The sequence below is a fragment of the uncultured Aureimonas sp. genome (assembly GCF_913775355.1).
GTDB lineage: Bacteria > Pseudomonadota > Alphaproteobacteria > Rhizobiales > Rhizobiaceae > Aureimonas.
On the sequence record NZ_CAJYIU010000047.1, the window covers coordinates 1 to 18,917 of the forward strand.

15 protein-coding genes are annotated in these 18,917 nt (G+C 71.0%); 9 read left to right on the forward strand and 6 right to left on the reverse strand.

Going from position 1 to position 18,917, the window contains the following annotated elements; genetic code table 11:
* Positions 1 to 842: bifunctional diguanylate cyclase/phosphodiesterase (locus tag QZ753_RS03580; RefSeq protein WP_294641302.1), on the forward strand; the 842-nt coding region annotated here is incomplete at its 5' end.
* 7 nt (positions 843 to 849) lie between these two features.
* Here the strand turns inward: QZ753_RS03580 and QZ753_RS03585 are convergent.
* Positions 850 to 2,433, reverse strand: a complete 1,584-nt coding sequence (locus tag QZ753_RS03585; RefSeq protein WP_294641304.1) for a Na+/H+ antiporter — start codon at positions 2,431 to 2,433, stop codon at positions 850 to 852.
* Positions 2,434 to 2,685: 252 nt separating this feature from the next.
* On the opposite strand from QZ753_RS03585, the gene QZ753_RS03590 reads away from it, so the two are divergent.
* Both QZ753_RS03590 and QZ753_RS03595 read left to right on the forward strand, forming a co-directional pair.
* Positions 2,686 to 4,323, forward strand: coding sequence for a bifunctional diguanylate cyclase/phosphodiesterase (locus QZ753_RS03590; RefSeq protein ID WP_294641306.1), 1,638 nt, complete (start codon positions 2,686 to 2,688; stop codon positions 4,321 to 4,323).
* A complete protein-coding gene (locus QZ753_RS03595; protein WP_294641307.1) occupies positions 4,320 to 4,760 on the forward strand; it encodes a BLUF domain-containing protein in 441 nt (146 codons plus the stop codon). Before QZ753_RS03590 ends, QZ753_RS03595 begins: the two co-directional genes overlap by 4 nt.
* An 18-nt stretch (positions 4,761 to 4,778) precedes the next feature.
* Here QZ753_RS03595 and QZ753_RS03600 read toward each other — a convergent pair whose 3' ends face one another.
* From QZ753_RS03600 to deoC, 3 genes are all read right to left on the reverse strand, one after another.
* Positions 4,779 to 6,368 (reverse strand): DHA2 family efflux MFS transporter permease subunit, encoded by a 1,590-nt coding sequence (locus tag QZ753_RS03600; RefSeq protein ID WP_294641357.1) that lies wholly within the window; start codon positions 6,366 to 6,368, stop codon positions 4,779 to 4,781.
* Between the two features lie 14 nt (positions 6,369 to 6,382).
* Positions 6,383 to 7,654: an HlyD family secretion protein gene (locus QZ753_RS03605; RefSeq protein ID WP_294641308.1), complete on the reverse strand. Its 1,272-nt coding sequence runs from the start codon at positions 7,652 to 7,654 to the stop codon at positions 6,383 to 6,385.
* 165 nt (positions 7,655 to 7,819) lie between these two features.
* Positions 7,820 to 8,512: a deoxyribose-phosphate aldolase gene (gene deoC / locus QZ753_RS03610; RefSeq protein ID WP_294641309.1), complete on the reverse strand. Its 693-nt coding sequence runs from the start codon at positions 8,510 to 8,512 to the stop codon at positions 7,820 to 7,822.
* A 165-nt stretch (positions 8,513 to 8,677) separates the two neighbouring features.
* Here deoC and QZ753_RS03615 point away from each other — a divergent pair, with 165 nt between their 5' ends.
* Together QZ753_RS03615 and QZ753_RS03620 are read left to right on the forward strand one after the other, a co-directional pair.
* On the forward strand, positions 8,678 to 9,160 hold the full coding sequence (locus tag QZ753_RS03615; protein ID WP_294641311.1) for a GNAT family N-acetyltransferase: 483 nt from the start codon (positions 8,678 to 8,680) through the stop codon (positions 9,158 to 9,160).
* A gap of 228 nt (positions 9,161 to 9,388) precedes the next feature.
* Entirely contained in the window at positions 9,389 to 10,282 is an 894-nt protein-coding gene (locus QZ753_RS03620; protein WP_294641312.1) for a polysaccharide deacetylase family protein, read from the forward strand.
* A 185-nt stretch (positions 10,283 to 10,467) separates the two neighbouring features.
* Here the strand turns inward: QZ753_RS03620 and QZ753_RS03625 are convergent, their stop codons facing one another.
* Positions 10,468 to 10,743: a Nif11-like leader peptide family natural product precursor gene (locus QZ753_RS03625; RefSeq protein ID WP_294641313.1), complete on the reverse strand. Its 276-nt coding sequence runs from the start codon at positions 10,741 to 10,743 to the stop codon at positions 10,468 to 10,470.
* Between the two features lie 376 nt (positions 10,744 to 11,119).
* On the opposite strand from QZ753_RS03625, the gene QZ753_RS03630 reads away from it, so the two are divergent.
* The 4 genes from QZ753_RS03630 (at position 11,120) to QZ753_RS03645 (ending at position 18,378) form a co-directional block, all read left to right on the forward strand.
* Positions 11,120 to 12,049, forward strand: a complete 930-nt coding sequence (locus QZ753_RS03630) for a GNAT family N-acetyltransferase (RefSeq protein WP_294641314.1) — start codon at positions 11,120 to 11,122, stop codon at positions 12,047 to 12,049.
* Positions 12,046 to 16,173: an ATP-binding cassette domain-containing protein gene (locus QZ753_RS03635; protein ID WP_294641317.1), complete on the forward strand. Its 4,128-nt coding sequence runs from the start codon at positions 12,046 to 12,048 to the stop codon at positions 16,171 to 16,173. Before QZ753_RS03630 ends, QZ753_RS03635 begins: the two co-directional genes overlap by 4 nt.
* Positions 16,170 to 16,361 carry a hypothetical protein gene (locus tag QZ753_RS03640; RefSeq protein ID WP_294641319.1) on the forward strand — a complete coding sequence of 64 codons (192 nt, stop codon included), beginning with the start codon at positions 16,170 to 16,172 and terminating at the stop codon, positions 16,359 to 16,361. Before QZ753_RS03635 ends, QZ753_RS03640 begins: the two co-directional genes overlap by 4 nt.
* Before the next feature lie 79 nt (positions 16,362 to 16,440).
* On the forward strand, positions 16,441 to 18,378 hold the full coding sequence (locus QZ753_RS03645) for a methyl-accepting chemotaxis protein (RefSeq protein ID WP_294641321.1): 1,938 nt from the start codon (positions 16,441 to 16,443) through the stop codon (positions 18,376 to 18,378).
* 63 nt (positions 18,379 to 18,441) lie between these two features.
* On the opposite strand, the gene QZ753_RS03650 is transcribed toward QZ753_RS03645, so the two are convergent.
* Positions 18,442 to 18,909, reverse strand: a complete 468-nt coding sequence (locus QZ753_RS03650) for a hypothetical protein (protein WP_294641323.1) — start codon at positions 18,907 to 18,909, stop codon at positions 18,442 to 18,444.
* Positions 18,910 to 18,917 lie beyond the last annotated feature (8 nt).

Sequence of the window (18,917 nt, forward strand, 5' to 3'; positions counted from 1 at the left end):
GCGGTGCGATCCGGGCCTTCGATGCCCCGATGTTCGAGCGGGTCCGGGCACGCCAGAGCATGAAGCAGGACCTCGGCGGCGCTCTGGAGCGGGGCGAGCTTCGCCTCGTCTACCAGCCGATCCTCGACCTTTCGTCCGATGGGATCGTCGGATTCGAGGCCCTCCTGCGCTGGCGGCATCCGGAGCGGGGCGAGGTGTCCCCGGCCGAGTTCATTCCGCTGGCGGAGGAAACGGGCCTGATCGTACCGATCGGCGACTGGGTTCTGGAGACCGCCTGCCGCGAGGCTGCGGCCTGGCCGCCCGGCGTGACGGTGGCGGTCAACGTGTCGGCGGTCCAGTTCCGCGACGAGACGCTGCCGCTGCGGGTCATGCAGGCGCTCTGCCGCTCAGGCGCCGCGGCGACGCGGCTGGAGCTCGAGATCACCGAGTCGGTGCTGATGAGCGACAGCGAGCAGAACATGCGCACGCTCCACGCCCTCCGCCAGGCGGGCATCCGCATCGCGCTCGACGACTTCGGCACCGGCTTCTCGTCGCTGTCCTATCTGCGCCGCTTCCCCTTCGACAAGCTGAAGCTCGACCGATCCTTCGTCGGCGACATCGGGCGCTCGGCGGAGGCGGAGGCGATCATCCGCGCGGCCGGCGAGATGGGACGGGCCCTGCGGATGACGACGACCGCGGAAGGGGTCGAGACGCCGGAGCAGCTCGACTGGCTGCGGCGCAACGGCTGGGCACAGGCGCAGGGCTATCTGATCGGACGCCCGCTCGAGCGCGCCGACGTGCCGGCCCGACTGCCGGGCCTCGAGGATCGCCCCGCCGCCTCGCCGCGGCTCGCCGTCCCCTGACGCCCGCTCACCCCTTGGCGGCGATGGCGCCGAGCTCTTCCAGGTCGAGGTCGCGCTCGAGATCGTGCAGGGTCTCGTCGTCGATCTGGTGCGTCCGGTGGAGGCGGACGAGTTCGGCCCGGCCGGCGGCGATGGCGGCGAGGATCACGTCGAAATGGGCCATGATGCTTTCGTCGCGCTCGGCCGCGTCGCCGGTGAAGTCGGCCGAGAGCGACGCGCGGCGGCGGTAGCTGTCGAGAAGGCGCGGATGAAGAAGCGTGCCGTCGGCGGAGAAGGCCTGCCGCTCGACCGCCGCGAGCTGCGCCTTCACCATCGCCGCCTCCGCCGCGAAGAGATCGAGCGGGGGATGGGCGCGCTCGTCCTCCGACAGGCCGGCCCAGCGGATCACGAGGCCGAGCGTCGTACCCTGGACGAGCACGGTGACGAGGATCGCGGCGAAGGCGACCACCAGCATGAGGTCGCGCCCGGGCATCGTCTCGGGCAGCGAGAGCGCGACGGCCAGCGTCACCACGCCGCGCATGCCCGCCCAGCTCATCACCGTGGCGGCGCGCCCGCCGAGCGGTTCGGCGCTGCCGGCGCCGCGACGGTGCAGGCGGCCGAGCACCGCGTCGGCCCCGAACACCCAGGCAAAGCGCGCCAGCGTCATGGCGGCGATCACCGCGGCGACCGCGCCCGCCATGTCCGTCCAGACGACCCCGATGCCGCCGACGCGCTCCAGGACGCCGCGCAGCGACAGCCCGATGAGGACGAACACGGCCGCCTCGAGGAGAAAGATCAGGACCTGCCAGAACGCCACGCCGCGCAGCCGCACGCTCGCGGTGAAGACGGTGTGCTGGTACCAGCCGCAGACGAGGCCGGCCGTGACCGTGGCGATGACGCCCGATACGTGAACGAGTTCGCCCACGAGATAGCTCACCCAGCAGACGAGGACCGAGGCCGCGATCATCAGGTAGTCGTCGCCGAGGCGACGCAGCACGAGGACCCAGAGCGCGCCGATCGCACTGCCCACCGCGAGCCCGCCGCCGACGAGGAGCGTGAAGCTGCCGAGCGCCTCGCCGAGGCTGAACGTGCCCGTCAGCGTCGCGGCGACCGCAAGGCGGAAGAGGACGAGGCCGGTCGCGTCGTTGAGAAGGCTCTCGCCCTCGAGCAGCGTCGCCAGCCGGCGCGGTAGCTTCACCCGCTGCAGGACGGCGCGCGCCGAGACCGCGTCCGGCGGCGAGACGATGGCGCCGAGCGCGATGCAGGCGGCCCAGGGCAGTTCCGGCACGACGGCCTTGGCCGCCAGCGCGACGGCGGCCGTCGTGAACAGCACCGCACCGATCGCCAGCGAGGCGATGCCCGCCAGATGCCGACGGAAGGGCGCCAGCGCCGTGAACCACGCGCCGTCCATCAGGAGCGGCGGCAGGAAGACGACGAGCACCAGTTCGGGGTCGAGCTCGACCGGCGGCAGTCCGGGCACGAAGGCGAGGGTGCCGCCGCCGATCAGAAGGGCCACGGCCGGGGGCAGCGACAGGCGCTGCGCGATGTAGTGCAGCACCAGCACCGCCACGAACATCGCGACGATGACCTCGAAGAGTTCGACTGGATGCATGTCTTGTCTCGCCAGGGCGGGAAGGGGTCCGCGCATCCTTGCGGCAAAGCGCGGGCGACCGCCAGCCGGCATGGGCGATCGCGAACGGGTTCCGTCGCCGGGACGGCCGCGTGCCACCGCGGCATTCCCCGGGGCGAGAGGTAAGAAGGGCGAAAATGTCGGAAGGCGCGACGCGATCGGCCGGTGCGACCCCTCTTCGCTAACCTTTGCCTGCGATGTTCGCGGCTCCCTTGCCATCACATGGACGCCGCCATGAACGTTCCCAATTCCCCGGTGCCGGCGGCGGCCGTGTCGGCTCTCGAGGCGCCCGGTTTCGAGCTGATGCTCCAGGCGCTTCCCCATCCGGTGCTGGCGGTGGATGCCGGGGGGACCGTGACCTATGCCAATGCGGCGGCCGAAGCGGCCTTCGGCGGATGGGTCGTCGGGCTGAACGTGCGCGACCTCGGCTCCGGCCTCGCGCTCCCCGCGCCCGACCAGAACCGGGGCGCCGCCACGACGCTCGCGACGAAGGAGGACGTGTCCTACGACGCGACCCTCGCGCCGCTCGGGGAGGGCCGGTTCGTGGTCGATCTGCGCCCCTCGGCCGCGTCGGATCGCCCGGCCATCGCCGCGGACCTCGACGACCTGACGGGACTGGCGAAGCGCAACATGTTCCTGTCGCACCTCGCGGGCGCGCTCGCCCGCAGCGAGGCGGTGCCGGTCGCGGTCCACTGCCTCGACCTCGACCGCTTCAAGATGATCAACGACATGCTCGGACACGGGATCGGCGATCTCCTCCTGAAGAAGGTCGCCGACCGGCTGGTCAGCGCCTGCCGCAAGGGCGACGTCGTGGCGCGGCTCGGCGGCGACGAGTTCGTGGTTCTGCAGGTGGGCGTGCGCGAGGCGGCGGATGCCGAGAAGCTGGCGGCGCGGATCGTCGATCTCGTCGGGCGGACCTACGTCCTCAGCGGCCACACGATCAACATCGGGGCGAGCGTCGGCGTCGCGCTGCAGGGCGACGTCACGCAGGCGCGCGACATGCTGCGCAACGGCGATCTCGCCCTCTACGAGGCCAAGCGCGCCGGTCGCGGCCGATACCGCCTGTTCGAGGCCGGCATGGACGATCTCCTGCACAGGCGTCGGGAGATGGAGATCGACCTTCGACGGGCGCTCGCGCTGAAGCAGTTCGAGCTGAACTTCCAGCCCTTCCTCGATCTCGCGACCGACACCTGCATCGGGTTCGAGGCGCTCCTGCGCTGGAAGCACCCGACGAAAGGGTACGTGCCGCCGCTCGACTTCATCTTCTTGGCCGAGGAGAACGGCCTGATCGTCAAGATCGGCGAATGGGTGCTGCGGACCGCCTGCGCCGAGGCGGCGTCCTGGCCGGGCGAGATGATCGTCGCGGTCAACGTCTCGCCGCTCCAGTTCAAGGCGGACACGCTGCTCGCCACCGTCGCCTCGGCGCTCGAGAGGTCGGGCCTGCCCGCCCACCGGCTGGAGATCGAGATCACCGAGGGGGTTCTCCTCGACGACACCGACAACGTCCTGAGGACGCTCGCGGCCCTCAGCGACATCGGCGTCAAGATATCGATGGACGACTTCGGCACCGGCTATTCGTCGCTCAGCTATCTCCAGAAGTTTCCGTTCAACAAGATCAAGATCGACCGCTCCTTCGTCGCCGACGCGAGTGCCGACAGCGAGGCGATCCTGCGCGCCGTCGCGGGGCTCGGCGCCAGCCTCGGCATGGCGATCACGGCCGAGGGCGTCGAGACCGCCGAACAGCTCGCGCGCATCCGGGAGGAGCGCTGCACGCACGTCCAAGGCTACCTGACGGGCCGCCCGATGCCGGCCGGCCAGGTCGAAGCCTTCCTGACCCAGCACATCAAGGACCGAGAGGGACACGTCCGATGACCGCCAGCCTGCATCGCCTCGTCTACTACAGCCGCAACCACATTTCCGGCGACGCCCCGGCATTCGCGGCCCATGTCGGCGACATCCTCGCCCGCAGCCGGACGAACAACGCGCGCGACGGGATCACCGGCGCGCTTCTCTTCAACGCCGGCTGCTTCGCGCAGGTCCTCGAAGGCCCGCTCGCCACCATCGAGGCCGCTTTCGAGCGGATCCAGCAGGACGAACGGCACGGCGACGTGGCGCTCCTCGCCCTCGATCCCATCGCCGCGCGCAGCTTCCCGAACTGGGCGATGGGCTTCGTCGGCGCATCGGACCGGGATGCCGAGCGCTTCCGGACCGTCGGCGCATCGAGCGGCTTCGACCCGTCACGCCTCAGCGGCGATGAGATCCACACGCTCCTGCGCGACCTGACGATCGAGGAGGAAGCGGCGGCCTGAACCGCCTTAGGCCGTCGCTCAGTGGGCGCCGGCCGGCGCGCCTCCGCCCGGCTTCACGTTGCGCAGGATCAGCGCCAGCGGCACCGCGCAGAGCGAGATCAGCATCAGGACGTGGAACACGTCGATGTAGGCGAGATAGCCGACCTGCTGTTGAAGCGTCTGCCCGATCAACGCGATGGCGCCCTGCTCGGCGTCGGGCGCCGAGAGGCCGCGCGCGCGCAGCATGGCGACCGTCGCCTCCATCGTCTGGTGATAGGCCGGGCTCGACGGCGTGATGTGCTCGACCAGCCGGCTCTGGTGGAACTGCTCGCGGAAGGCCAGCGTGTTCTGCGCGATCGACACGCCGATCGAGCCGCCGACATTGCGCGCAACGTTGATGAGGGCCGAGGCCTGGTCGGTCTTGTTCTTCGGGATGCCGTCGTAGGACGCGGTGGTGATCGGGATGAAGATCAGGGGCAGGCCGAGGCCGACGAAGATGCGCGACCAGACGAAGTAGCCGAAGTTGGCGTCGGGCGAGAGGCGCGTGAGATCCCACATGGCGGCGGCCACGATCGCCGCGCCGAGCGCGATGAGGTATTTCGGCTGCACGACCGCGGTCACCCGCCCGACCACGAACATCATGGTCATGGTGACGATGCCGCCCGGCGAGAGAGCCATGCCCGCCCAGGTCGCCGTGTAGCTGTAGAAGCTCTGCAGGAGTTCGGGCACAAACTGGGTCGTCGCGATGAGGATCGCGCCGGTCGCCATCATCACGAGGAAGCACGAGCCGAACTGCCGGCTGGCCACCATCCGCAGATCCACCACCGGGTTCTCGTGACGAAGCTCCCACGGGATCATGAACAGGAAGGCGAGGACGCAGACCGTCGCCGAGACGATGATGAAGTTCGAGCCGAACCAGTCCTCCGTCTGGCCGCGGTCGAGCACGAGCTCCAGGGCGCCGAGGAAGGTCGCGACGGCGAGGAAGCCGACGATGTCGAAGCGGATGCCCTTCTTGCGGATCGCCTCGCGCTCCTGCCGCGCCTCGTCGGATTCGGTGACGAGGAACCAGACCAGCGCGAAGGCGAGGACGCCGACCGGACCGTTGATCAGGAAGCACCAGTGCCAGGAGACATTGTCCGACAGCCAGCCGCCGAGCGTCGGGCCGACAACGGGCGCGACGACGACCGCGACGCCGAAGAGCGCGAAGGCCTGGCCGCGCTTTTCCGGCGGGAACGAGTCCGCGAGGATCGACTGCGAGATCGGCACCATGCCGCCGCCCGCGAACCCCTGCAGGATGCGGAAGAACAGGAGCGACTCGATGTTCCAGGCGAGACCGCACAGGACCGAGGAGATCGTGAAGACCGCAAGGCAGGCGAGATAGAAGCGCTTGCGCCCGTAGCGCTTGGCGATGAAGGAGGAGGCCGTCAGCGTGATGGCGTTGGAGACGAGATAGGTCGTCACCACCCACGAGGCCTCGTCCGACGAAACGCCGAGGCCCCCCGAGATATAGCGCAGCGCGACGTTGGCGATCGTCGTGTCGAGCACCTCCATGAAGGTCGCGATCGACACGACGACGGCGATCACCCACGGATTGCCGGCGCCCGCCGACTTGGCGGGGGCGGCGGTCACGGCCGACACCGGCGTCAGTCCTTGGTCGGGCGAACGGTGACGGTCGGCACGACCGACATGCCCGGGCCGATCGAGACGTCCTGCGGCCAGCCGTCGGCCACGATCTTCACCGGCACGCGCTGCACGACCTTCACGTAGTTGCCGGTCGCGTTCTCGGCCGGCAGCAGCGAGAAGGCGGTGCCCGAGCCGGGCTGCACGGAATCGACATGGCCGCGGATCTTGTGGTCCGGATAGGCGTCGATGCGGATGTCGACGGGCTGGCCCGGCCGCATGTCGGTGATCTGCGTCTCCTTGAAGTTGGCGGTCACCCAGATGTCGTCGGGGACGAACATGGCGACGCTCTGCCCGGTCTGCACATACTGGCCGACCGCGCCGGTGAGCTTGACGACGCGGCCCGGCTGGGCGGCGGTAACGGTGACGTAGGACAGGTTGAGCCGCGCCTGCACGGCCTGCGCATTGGCCTCGCGCAGGTCCGCGACCGAGGTGGCGCGCTGCGCCTGGAGCGAGCCGACCTGCTTGTCCGCCGCGGTGACGGCGGCGCGCGAGCGGTTCAGTTCGGCCTGCGCCTGACGCAGGTTCGAGGTCTGCTGCTGCGCGGTCTGCACCGTGCCGGCGCCCGAGCGGACGAGCTGCTGCGCGCGGGCGGCTTCCTCCTGCGCGAACTGGACGCTCGCCTCGTTCTGTGCGACGGCGGCCTGCGCCTCGCTGACCTGCGCCTGCTGTGCGGCAATCTGCGCGTCCGCGCCGCTGATCGCGGCCTGCGCGGCCGCGATGCGCGCGTCCGCCTCGTCGACGGCAGCCTGGTAGTCGCGCGGATCGATGCGCAGGATGACGTCGCCCGCCTCGACATGCTCGTTGTCGGATACGGGCACTTCGGAGACATAGCCCGCGACCTGCGGCGAGACGGCGAACTGGCGGGAATCGATGAAGGCGTCGTCGGTCGATTCGTAAGGGTAGATCGCCGTCTGCCAGTAGACATAGCCGCCGACGGCAGCGGCGACGATCGCGACCAGCACCAGAAGCACGATGAACGGATGCCGGCGCAGGATCGAGGGGCGCTTGGCCGTTGTGTCGGCGGTCTCCTCGGCCTTGCCGTCATCGCCCGCGTCCGGCTTCGCCTCGTCGCCGGCGTCGGCGCGGCCCTTCTCGGCCGCCGGCTTCTTGTCCCGCGTATCCGGCGCGCGGGCCTCGGCGTGATCCCGCTCGCCCGCGCGCGCTTCCGGATTGATCGCGATCGAGCCCTCGGCATCACCGTTGGCCCATGGGAGGCGGGATTCGTCGAGCATGGCGCGAGGTCCGAGAAGCGAGCGTTCCGGCATGAGGTGTCCGGATCAAACGACGCGCACGCAAATGTGTTCCGCCGCGACCCAATCCGCCGGGCGGTCAGGCTTTCCGTCGCGGACCGCCGCGCGGCGGTCCGGGCTCTCCGTCCTGGCGGATCGGGGGAGCGGTCAGTAGCCGCCGACGGCTGTCTCCCTCGCTGCGCCGACGATCGCGACGCTGGCGCTCGCGCCGATGCGGTTCGCCCCCGCCGCGACCATGGCGCGCGCCGCTTCCGCCGTGCGGATGCCGCCCGACGCCTTGACGCCGATGCGGGGCCCGACCGTCTGCCGCATGAGCGCCACGACCTCCGGACTCGCGCCGCCGGTCGAGAAGCCGGTCGAGGTCTTGACGAAGTCCGCGCCGATCTCGGCCGCGATCCGGCAGGCCGCGACGATCTGCGCCTCGTCGAGGAGGCAGGTCTCGAGGATCACCTTGAGGACTCGGCCCGCCGAGGCCTCGCGCACGGCCGCCATGTCGGCCCGCACGCGGTCGAGGTCGCCCTCGCGCAGTGCGCCGATGTCGAGCACCATGTCGAGTTCGTCGGCGCCCTCAGAGACGAGCCATGCCGCTTCCGCCGCCTTCGCCCCCGCGCCGCCCGCCCCGAGCGGGAAGCCGAGAACGGCGCAGGTCTTCACCGGCGTGCCTTTCAGGCGCGCCGCGACGAAGGCGACATGGACGCCGTTGACGCAGACCGAGGCGAACCCGTTCGCCACCGCCTCGTCGCAGTGGCGCGCGACGTCGGCGCGCGAGGCCTCGGGCTTCAGCACCGTGTGGTCGATCAGCCCGGCCAGATCGCCTGTCGTCGCCGCGTCGTTCTGCATGAGACCTCCCGCCTCTTCTCGTGTCTGCGGCCTCTATACCCCAGAAACCGGACCGGCGCCTCCCGGCCGATGCCGTGGCGAGGCCTGCCGGGGAACGGCCGGCGAGGAACGATCCGTCCCGCACCGCATCTTTTCTTTTGGAAACGCGCGTCCTATCCGTCCGCCATGCACATTCGACCTGCCCGCCCGGACGACGCCGCCGCCATCCTCGCCGCCCTTCGCCCCGTCGTCGCGGCGGGCGAGACCTATGCGCTGGACCCGCGCATGAGCGACGACGAGCTCGTCGCCTACTGGACCGCGCCGGACAAGCACACCTTCGTGGCGGAGGAGGACGGCACGCTTCTCGGGACCTACTACATCCGGACGAACCAGGCCGGCGGCGGGAGCCACGTGTGCAATTGCGGCTACGTCACCGCCGAGGCCGCCACCGGACGTGGCGTCGCCCGCCTGATGTGCACCGATTCGCTCGAACGCGCGCGCGCGCTCGGCTACGAGGCGATGCAGTTCAATTTCGTGGTCAGCAGCAACGTTCGCGCCGTCGGCCTGTGGGGCGCGATGGGCTTCGAGACGGTCGGGCGGCTGCCCGGCGCCTTCCGGCACCCGGCGCTCGGCGCCGTCGACGCGCTGGTGATGTACCGGACCCTCTGACGGACGGGGCGCTGGCGGGCGACGGCGGTGTCCGCCCACGATCCGATCCCGACGGGCGCCTCGGCACGCCGTCGGCGGACATGGGAGAACCCGGCCCGTCGCAGTAAGGGAACTGCCGCCCGTCCCGCGCGTCTAGGACGGCGCGGCTGACGCGGCGCAGCATTGCGCACGCTCGCTTCGGCCCTTCGGCGCCGCGGCGCGGCGGCCGCCCGAGCCGAGGATGACGCCATGTCCGAGCTGCCGCATCACGGCCGATACGATTATTCGCCCATCGTCCGGCGGCCGGACTATTCCTGGCCGGAAGGGCGGCGGCTCGCCATCTATTTCGGCGTCAATCACGAGGTCTTCGGGTTCGGCGACGGGTTGGGCGCCAAGCTCGCGCCGTCCCAGTCCGAGCCCGACGTCATGAACTTCGCCTGGCGCGACTACGGCAACCGCGTCGGCGCCTGGCGCTTCATGGAGATGTTCGACCGGCTGGAGCTGTCGACGACGGCGCTCGTCAACAGCGCGGCGATCGAGCGGTGTCCGGGACTGGTGGAAGCCTGCCGCGACCGGGGCGACGAGATCGCCGCGCACGGCCGGACCAACGCCGAGGCGCAAGGTCAGTTGAGCGAGGACGAGGAGCGGTCGATGATCGCGCGCACGCTCGACGACTTCGGCAGGATCGGCGTCCGGCCGCAGGGCTGGCTCGGGCCCTGGATCTCCGAAAGCCACCACACGCCCGACCTCCTCGAGGAAGCGGGCTTCACCTATGTCCTCGACTGGGCGCACGACGATCAGCCGATCCGGCTCGAGACGCGCAGCGGGGCGGGGATCCTGTCGATCCCCTACGCGCAGGAGATCAACGACATCCCGTCCATCGTCTCGCGCCATCAGGAAGCGGCGACGTTCGCGGCGATGATCGAGGACGCGGTCGACCAGCTTCTCGGCGAATGCGAGCGCCGCCCCCTCGTTCTCGGGATCGCGCTGCACCCCTACATCATGGGGCAGGCCCACCGCGCCCTTCACCTCGATCGAGTCCTGACGCGCCTGCGGGAGCGGGACGACCCGCGCATCTGGTGGACCACCGCCGGGGCCGTGGCGGTGCACATGGCGGACGTGCGAAGCGAGCCCGGCCGCTGACGCGACGCTTCGGGAACGCGTTTCCCGCGATCCGGCCGCAGCGGTCGCGCGTCCGACGAGTTCTTCCTCTGACGATCCGCGGAGAACGATTGATGAGGCGGATCAATCCCGCTTGTCGCATGCTGTCGAGCGGAGCGCCGGCGATTCTGTGGAACCGGCGTCTAGCCCGGACCCAGCGCTTCCGCTCAGGTCGGGCCACCGCCGGTGTCGCTTTGACCAGAAGGATATTGCGGGCAACTACCGCCGGCCGACACGAGGTCGAGATCCTCGTCCGAGAGTTCGCCCGACTCGTAGTCTTCGAAGGCCGCCATCGCGTCCTCGGGCGAGAAGATGTAGCCGTGTTCGCGGCCGAGACGGCTGACAGCCTCCGCGCTGTCGAGAGCTGCGGATCGGAACTTCTCGCACAGGGACGGGTCGCTGTCCGCCTGAACGAAAAACGCCTTGACCGTTTCGATGCTCATGCTGTTCTCACCCGGCAAGCACGACGTGGATGGGGCCGATGTCGTCGCGAACCACGCGGCCCGACAGACACGCCGGGCCGAATTCGGTCGTGGCGAACCGATCCCGAAGCTTCAGACGCCACGCGCCCACTCGCGCGTCCAGCCGTTCGATCCGTCCTGGGACGTTTTGACGGTCATCCGGGACGAAATCGGCGGCTCCCTCGGGCGAGATGGCTTGGCGGGCAACCTTCGCGATGGAAGGATGGACAGGGATGTCTGCGTCACGCGGCAGGCAGGGCAGAGGTCCGTGGGGGCGGTTGGTCGTGGTGATGCCGCCTCGACCGGAGATCGCCGCGTGGAAGGGTGCCCCCCCGAAGCGCAGAACGGGAATGCGGTCGTGTCAATCTCGGTCGAATGTCTCTCGAAGCCGGATCCCGGTTTCGCCGCCTTCACCTATCCGCGCCTCGCAAAGCTCGTCGCCGAGCCGCGCCCCTCGATGCTGGCAATCGGCGCCTTCGATGGCGACAGTCCGGCGGGACTGGCTCTCGGAGATTGTGGTCCGGGCGATGGTCGTCTTCTCTCGCTGATGGTCGACCGGCGATGCCGCGGAATGGGGATCGCCACGCAGCTCATGCGAGCCTTCGCGTCGGCGGCGGGCGAGCGCGGCATTCGACGGATCGAAACGCACTACCCGGACCATCTGGCCTCGCGCCCCGCGCTCGAGGCGGCGCTGTCGAACGCCGGTTGGAGCGAGCCGAACCTCGGAAATGTGCAGATCGTGGGTCTTGCCGGCGCGATGTCCGATGTGGGAGGGCGATGGCCGGGCGTGCGACGCCTTCTGGAACGTCCCGAGCCCTATGCCTTCACACCCTGGAGCGAGAGAACCGCGCGGGACGAAGCCGCGGTCGAGCGATGTCTGGGGGAGGGCTCCGACATCCGGCCGCCCGACCCGCTCACCTGGCGCACGAGCTTCGATCTCGATCTCAGCTTCGTCCTGCGTCGCGGCGGCGACCTGGTCGGCTGGCTGATCGGCCAGCGCGCCGAGACCGGTTTCGGACCTGAAACCACGAGCGACGAGGCCGTCTCGGTCCACTATCCCGCCGCCTACTGTGCCGAGGCGCACAGCCGGAGCGGCATCCTGATCGCGGGATACCACCAGGCCTTCTCGCGGCAGGCGGAACTCTACGGCCCGCGTTCGCGCGCGAGCTACAGAACCCATCCGGGTGCCCGCGCGATGCTCGCGCTCACCATGCGCCGCTTCGCGCCGCTGGCCCTGCGGGTGGACCGTGTCTTCACCAGCCGCCTCCATCTGGCGGGGGCGGATTGAGCGCTCGCGCCCCGCATCGGATCGCGAATCTGGCCGCACGGTTCCGGCGCTTCGTTCCGCCGCGGGTTCCCCGCACGCCGCTGCGTGCGCAGTTCCAGACGACGGAATGCGGGATCGGCGTGATGCGCACGATGCTCGCGCATTTCGGGCGTTCGGTTTCGGCGCGGGAGCTCCGCGCCGCGATGGGCATCTCGCGCGATTGCCTGTCGGCGACCGACCTGAAGCGCGCGGCGGCAGCCTACGGGCTCGAATGCCGCGCGATCCGCGCCGAGCCGGGCGCGCTTTCCAGCCGGCGTCTCCCGCTCGTCGCGCATCTCAACTTCATCCATTTCGTCGTCGTCGAAGCGGTCGGGCCCGAACGGGTGCGCATCAACTGCCCGGCGGGCGGCCGGATCGAACTGACGCGGGCGCATTTCGACCAGAGCTTCACCGGCATCGCGCTCGAGATGACGCCTGGCCCGGACTTTCGTCCCGACGACCGGACACGCGCCGGTGCCGCGGAGATCGCGTGGTGGCGTTGGCGGCTTCGACCCGCGCTCGGGCCGCTCGCCCTCGGCGTCGCGGCGGCGGGGGCACGAGGGGCGGTGACGGTCGGGCTGGCGGTGCTTCTTGCCGACGGGGCTCGTTCCGTCGTCCCGATCGCAGCCGCGACCGGGCTCGTCGCGCTCCTCGGCCTCGTGTCGGCCCGAGCCTTCGCTCGCGCCGGGCGCGGTGTCTCGCATCGCCTGCGTCTCGATCTCGCCGCGCGGCTTCCGGACCTGCCGGGTGCGTTCCACGCCTATCGCTTGCCGGAGGTCCTCGTTGCACTGTTCGAGGCGGTCCGCGACTGCGGTATCCGGCTGGAGGCCCGCGTCGCCCCGGCGCTCGCAGCCGTCCTCGAATGTCTGGTGATCCTGGCCGGCGCGGCGGTTCTTGCGCCACCTGCCGGCGCGGCTCTCGTCCTCGTCTTCGCGCTCTGGTGTCTCCTCGTCGCGGTCGCGAGCCTCCACCGCCGACGCCTAGAACGGGCGACCGGTGGCGGGCGGGCGGACACCGTCGAAGCCGGGCTTGCCGCGATCGAGCGACCGGCGGCCCATCGCATCGGCTCCGCGGGCGACGCCTTCCGCCACGAATGGATCGGGCGCCTCGCCCTCCGGCGACTGACAGAGCTGCGGATCGCCCGAGCCCCCGCCTGTCTGGCCGCAGCGCCCATCGCGCTGACCCTTGCCGGGCTCGCGGGCACGGCTCTGACCGCTCCTGCCGAGGCGGGCGCGCTGGGCGGCCTCCTCCTTCTCACCGGTGCCCTCGGACTGGCGGCGGCTCCCCTCGCTGGACTGCGCGGCGTTCTTGGCGACATGCGACGCTGTGGCCAGCACGCCGCGGACGTCCTCGACGAGCCGGTCGAGCCAGCGCCCGAACGGCCGATCGCGCCCACCGGCACCGGTCTCGACGTGCGGGGCGTCGGCTTCCGCTTCAATCCGAAGGGGCCGCCGGTCGTCGACCGCCTGAGCTTTCGCGTGCGGCCCGGCGAACAGGTCGGGCTCTGCGGGCCTTCGGGCGGCGGCAAGTCGACCCTCGTCGGGATCGCGCTCGGCCTTCTCTCGCCGGAAGCCGGTGACGTTCTCTTCGGCGGCGTGCCGATCGGGCGGGTGCCGCGGGACGTGCGCGCCCGCCGCCTCGCTCTTGTCGATCGCGCGCCGCTGGTCTTCGAGGGCACCGTCCGGGAGAACCTCGTCCTCGACGATTCCGCGGTTTCGGACGCCGACCTCTGGAGCGCGATCCGGGACGCTGGTTTCGACACCGTCCTCGCCGCGCGGGCTGGCGGCCTTGACGCCCCGGTTCAGGCGTTCGGGCGCAAGTTCTCCGGCGGCGAACTCCGGCGCATGGGGATCGCGCGGTCGCTGGCCCGCAACCCGTCGCTCCTCGTCCTCGACGATGTCGTGGACGATCTCGATCTTGCGACCGAGATGCGCATCCGCGCGGCGCTTCGGCGTCGCGGCTGCGCCCTCCTTCTCGTCACCCACCGCGCGGCCTCCCTCCGGGCCGGCGACCGGATCGTTCGCATCGAGGGCCGTCGGGCGCCCCCTGTATCGACCGCCGGCTTCTCCGCCCATGGTCCCTCGCCCGCACCCGAAGGCCGGATCGCATCGGCGGCCGAGCCTTCGGTCGCGGCGCTGCTCGACGCGGTTGCCCACGAGTTCGGCATGGAGCTGGCTGTAGGCCGGTTCGACCTGGACGACGGAAACGACCGCCACGCGCTTGTCGGCGAAGGAGCTCGTCGGCGCGGCCTGCGCGCCCGCCCGGTGCGCCTCGGAGCGACGCTTCTCGATGGCGTCGAGTTCGGCCCGCTTCTCGCCTTCCGCCGCGACGGCACGCCGCTTCTCCTGCGCCTGCGGGACGGCGCGATGCGATGGAGCGAGGCCGGGCCCGGCGGGGCGGCGGGGCTTTTCGATGCCGCGAGCCTCGCCGACCTCGACGAGGACGCCTTCGAGCTTTCGCGCGCCGCGTCCCCGCCCGCGACCTCGATCCGCGGCTGGCGAACGGACCTTCTCGTCGGCCGGACGGGCGCGATCGGGGCGCTGGCGCTCCTGTCCGCAGCGCGCGCTGCGGCCCTCGCGGGCGTGCCGATCCTTGCGGCAACGGGCGGACTGGTTTCGGCAGGTCTCGCGCTGGCCGCCGCCGGTTGCTTCTCGGTCCAGGCGCTCGATGCCCGCGACCGGCTGTCTGCCGACCTGGAGCGGGCCGAGGCCGAGGCGACCGTGGCGCTGCTTCAAGACCTTCCCGGCGACGTCGGGCGCGAGCGCCGCCCCGCCGATCTCGTGCTCGGCCTTCACGGCCTCGGCGACGGGCGGAAGCGAATCCAGGCTGCGGTGGCGAGCGGCATGCCCGCCGCGATCCTGGCCGCGGCATCCCTTGCCGCGCTCGCCGGGCTGAAGGGCGTTGCGGTCTTCGTGCCGGCGGGGGCCCTCGCGCTCCTCATGCTCGGACCGCATCTTGCCGCCGTCGCGGCGGCGCGCGCGTTCGAGCGACCGCGGCTGGAGGCCGGGCGCGCGATGCGCCGCCGCCTGATCGTCCTTCTGTCGGGCCTGGCGCCCTTGCGTCTTCTCGCCGCCGATCGTGCGATGACGGCGCGCTGGGCCGGGGAGGATGCGGCGTTCGAGGCCGTCGAGCGCCGCTTCGCGCGGCGTCGCGATGCGGCTCTGGCCGTCGCGCCGGGTCTCGCCCTCGGGCTCGTCGCGATGCTCTGTGCCGGGTCGAGCGGTTCCGCCGACATTCTGGCTGCGGGGTGGCTCGGCTGGCTCCTCGCCTTCTCGGTTTCGAGCCTCGGCGGCTCGCTGGCCGACACCGTCGGCGGGCGTCTTCGGGGCCGCGCTGCCGACGCGCTCCTTGCCGCGCCGCGCGAGGCCGGGAGCTGGGCGGCTTCGAGCGGTGGGGCGCGGCTGCGCTGCACCGCCGTCGGCTACCGCTATCCCGGTTCCTCGGCGCTCGTCCTGTCGGGTCTCGACCTTGCGATCGACCCGACCCGCGTCACGGTGCTGACGGGGCCGTCGGGCGGAGGCAAGTCGACGCTGCTGCAGCTTCTTCTCGGCCTCGCCCGCCCGAGCGAGGGGCGGATCGAGCTCGACGGGCGACGGCTCGACGAGATCGACCTCGCATCGTGGCGTCGGGGCATGGCCGCCGTGTTCCAGGGCGACCGCCTCGACGTCACCTCCACCATCCGCGGACACCTGCGCGGCTCCGGCGGCCACGATCTCGCGGCGATGTGGGAGGCGCTCGAACTCGTCGATCTCGCGGGCGAGGTGGCGGCCATGCCGATGGGGATCCAGACCATCGTCGGCCCCGACACCCTTTCGTCCGGGCAGCAGCAGCGTCTCCTGATCGCCCGCGCGCTGATCGGCCGGCCGCGCCTCCTCGTCCTCGACGAGGGCACCAACGCCGTTCCCGACCTGCTTCAGGCGCGGCTCTTGCAGCGGCTGCGGGCGAGGGGGATCGGCTGCCTCACGGTCACCCACCGGGAAACCCTGGTGTCGGCGGCCGACGCGGTCCACTTCATCGACGGAACCTGCCGCTTCTCCGGGACGCCGGCCGAGTTCCTGCGCCGATCGGACCTCGTCGCCGGTATCGCCGAGGAGGAGACGGCATGAGCGGGAGCCTGCACCCTTTCGGCTGGAAGCCGCCGCGCACGTCGCCCTTCCGCGCCGAGGCGATCCGGCATCTGGAGCGCCCGCTCGCGGCAAAGCCCCCGCTCCTGCGGCCGATGCGCCGGTGGCGCTGGGCCGGTATCGGCGTCGTGCTCCTCGGCGCGGCTGTGCTCCTGGCGGGGTATCCTTGAACGAGGCGGATGCGTGGGGCCGTCCATCGGGAAGACCGCGCAACGGAACCTTCATCCGGCTGTCATAAAACGGGATGTCGTGACCGTCGCCGACGATCGTCTCTGCGTGGATCCTGTGCCGATGCTGCCGAAGATCACCATTTCCCGAAAGATCGTCTTCGCCTTCGCGGCGATCATGACCGTTCTTCTGGCCGCGAACGGCCTGCTCTGGTCGAGCATGACGGACGCCACGGTCGCGAACGGGGCGCAGACCAGCAACTTCCTGGCGTCCCTGCAGGCCGAGCGCATGCGCGCCTCGCTCTACCGGCAGCAGAACGCCATCGGCAACAACCTCCTGACGGGCGAGGAGCGCTTCCTGAAGACCTACGCGGACGCGAAGGCCGGGTTCCTCAAGGCCGCGGACGGCTTTCTCGCGCTGTCGCCGTCGAGCGAGCAGAAGGCGAAGGTCTCGGCGGCGCGCGCCGTGGTCGAGACCTGGTGGGAGAAGGCCGGCAACCGGATGATCGAGCTCGGCCGCGATCCCGCAACGCGGCCCGACGCGCTGGCGCTGCCCAAGCAGTTTCCGCTGACGCAGGCCTACGACCTCCTCGACGACGCGCTTAAGATCCAGGAGGACCTGATCGCCTCCAACACGGCGGCGGCCGAGGCCGCGAACGTCATGTCGCTGCGCACGATGGTCGGCTCGCTCGCGATCAGCGGCGCCATCGCGCTCCTCATGGGATGGCTGCTGGTGCGCACGATCTCGCGTCCGATCGTCGGGCTGACCGGCACGATGCGCCGTCTGGCGGAAGGCGACACGTCGGTCGAAATTCCGGCGACGGCGCGCCGCGACGAGATCGGCGACATGGCCGGCGCCGTACAGGTCTTCAAGGATGCGGCTCTCGAAAAGCGCCGTCTCGAAGCGGACGCCGAGGCGAGCCGCGAGGTCCGCGCCGCCGGCATTGCCCGTCAGGCGGCGGTCGATCAGGCCAAGTCGGAGGACCTGCGCGTCTTCGTCCACCTCGTCGAGGAGAGCTTCGCGCGGCTCTCGCAGGGCGATCTCACCGTGCGCATGTCCGCCGCCGTCGCGCCAGAGTTCGAGCCTATCCGGCGGACGTTCAACACGTCGGTGGAAGCGCTCGAGGGCGCCATCGGGACGGTCGTCGAATCCATCGGGACGATCCGCCTTGGGCTCGGCGAGATCGCCAGCGCCTCGAACGACCTCGCCCACCGCACCGAACAGCAGGCCGCCTCGCTGGAGGAGACCGTCGCCGCGCTCGCCGACGTGACCGTCGCCATCGACGGAACGGCCACCGGCGCCGGCGACGCGCAGAAGGCCGCGACCGGAACCGAGCGCGACGCGGCGGCCGGCGGCGAGATCGTGGCCCGCGCGGTGGCCGCGATGGGCGCGATCAAGACCTCGTCCGACCAGATCGGCAAGATCATCGGCGTGATCGACGAGATCGCCTTCCAGACCAACCTCCTCGCGCTGAACGCCGGCGTCGAGGCGGCGCGCGCCGGCGAGGCGGGGCGCGGCTTCGCCGTGGTGGCGCAGGAGGTGCGCGGGCTCGCCCAGCGCTCGGCGGAGGCGGCGAAGGAGATCAAGTCGCTGATCTCGAGCTCCGCCTCGCAGGTCGCGATCGGCGTCGAGCTCGTCTCCGCCTCGGGCTCGTCGCTCGGAAAGATCGTCTCCAAGGTCGGCGACGTCAGCGCGATCGTCTCGCGTATCGCCGACAGCGCCAGCGATCAGGCCCAGCGCCTGAAGGAGGTCACCTCGGCCGCCGATCAGATGGATCACGTGACGCAGCAGAACGCGGCGATGGTCGAGGAGACGACGGCGGCAGCGCACGCCCTGACGGAGGAGACCGAGCGGCTCGCCGCCCTCACGCAGCGCTTCCAGATCCGCTCCACGGCCCCGGCCGCGTCCGCAGCAAAGCCGGGCAGGCCCCGGACCGGCGTCACCCAGCTGCGCAGCACGGGCCGCGGCGGCGCGGCCCTGAAGACCGCCCCCGCTTCCTCCGAATGGGAGGATTTCTGACCGCTCGCGTCCGCCCGCGGGCGGAGCGCCGAGGCATCTTAAGCGGCCGTGCGCCGGCCGGGATCAGATCCGTGCGGGACTGTTTCGGCGCCGCACCGCGGTGAGGCCGGCGAAGAGGGTCCCGCCGACGAGGCCCGTCGCCGTCATCGCCATCAGCCCCTCGGGCGTGCGGACGGCGGCGACGAGGGTCGGCATCGGGGTGAAGACGCCCATCACCTCGAACGCCGTCCAGAGGGACACCGCGCCTGCCAGCGCGAAGATCGGCATCCGAGCCTGCGGCAGGGTCTGGGACACAAGCCCGGCGACCGGGAACGCGGGCAGGAAGGCCGCGGCCGTGATCGCGGCCATGACAGGTCCGAAGCGCGCCATATCCTGAGCCGTCGTGAGCGCGCGAAGTCCCGTCGGAACGGCCGCGCCGAGCTCCACCAGCCGGCCAAGGTTGATCTGCGTCTGAACGATGCTGGCCGCGACCGCCGTCGCCAGCACGGCAAGGAGAAACGCGATTGCCAAATGGGTGACCGTTCGGGTCATCGTTCACC

Excerpts from the sequence above, each read along its gene's own strand:
- QZ753_RS03585 (WP_294641304.1), bottom strand. The coding sequence starts at position 2,433 with ATGCATCCAGTCGAACTCTTCGAGGTCATCGTCGCGATGTTCGTGGCG.
- QZ753_RS03590 (WP_294641306.1), top strand. The coding sequence starts at position 2,686 with ATGAACGTTCCCAATTCCCCGGTGCCGGCGGCGGCCGTGTCGGCTCTC.
- QZ753_RS03595 (WP_294641307.1), top strand. The coding sequence starts at position 4,320 with ATGACCGCCAGCCTGCATCGCCTCGTCTACTACAGCCGCAACCACATT.
- QZ753_RS03605 (WP_294641308.1), bottom strand. The coding sequence starts at position 7,654 with ATGCTCGACGAATCCCGCCTCCCATGGGCCAACGGTGATGCCGAGGGC.
- deoC (WP_294641309.1), bottom strand. The coding sequence starts at position 8,512 with ATGCAGAACGACGCGGCGACGACAGGCGATCTGGCCGGGCTGATCGAC.
- QZ753_RS03615 (WP_294641311.1), top strand. The coding sequence starts at position 8,678 with ATGCACATTCGACCTGCCCGCCCGGACGACGCCGCCGCCATCCTCGCC.
- QZ753_RS03620 (WP_294641312.1), top strand. The coding sequence starts at position 9,389 with ATGTCCGAGCTGCCGCATCACGGCCGATACGATTATTCGCCCATCGTC.
- QZ753_RS03625 (WP_294641313.1), bottom strand. The coding sequence starts at position 10,743 with ATGAGCATCGAAACGGTCAAGGCGTTTTTCGTTCAGGCGGACAGCGAC.
- QZ753_RS03640 (WP_294641319.1), top strand. The coding sequence starts at position 16,170 with ATGAGCGGGAGCCTGCACCCTTTCGGCTGGAAGCCGCCGCGCACGTCG.
- QZ753_RS03650 (WP_294641323.1), bottom strand. The coding sequence starts at position 18,909 with ATGACCCGAACGGTCACCCATTTGGCAATCGCGTTTCTCCTTGCCGTG.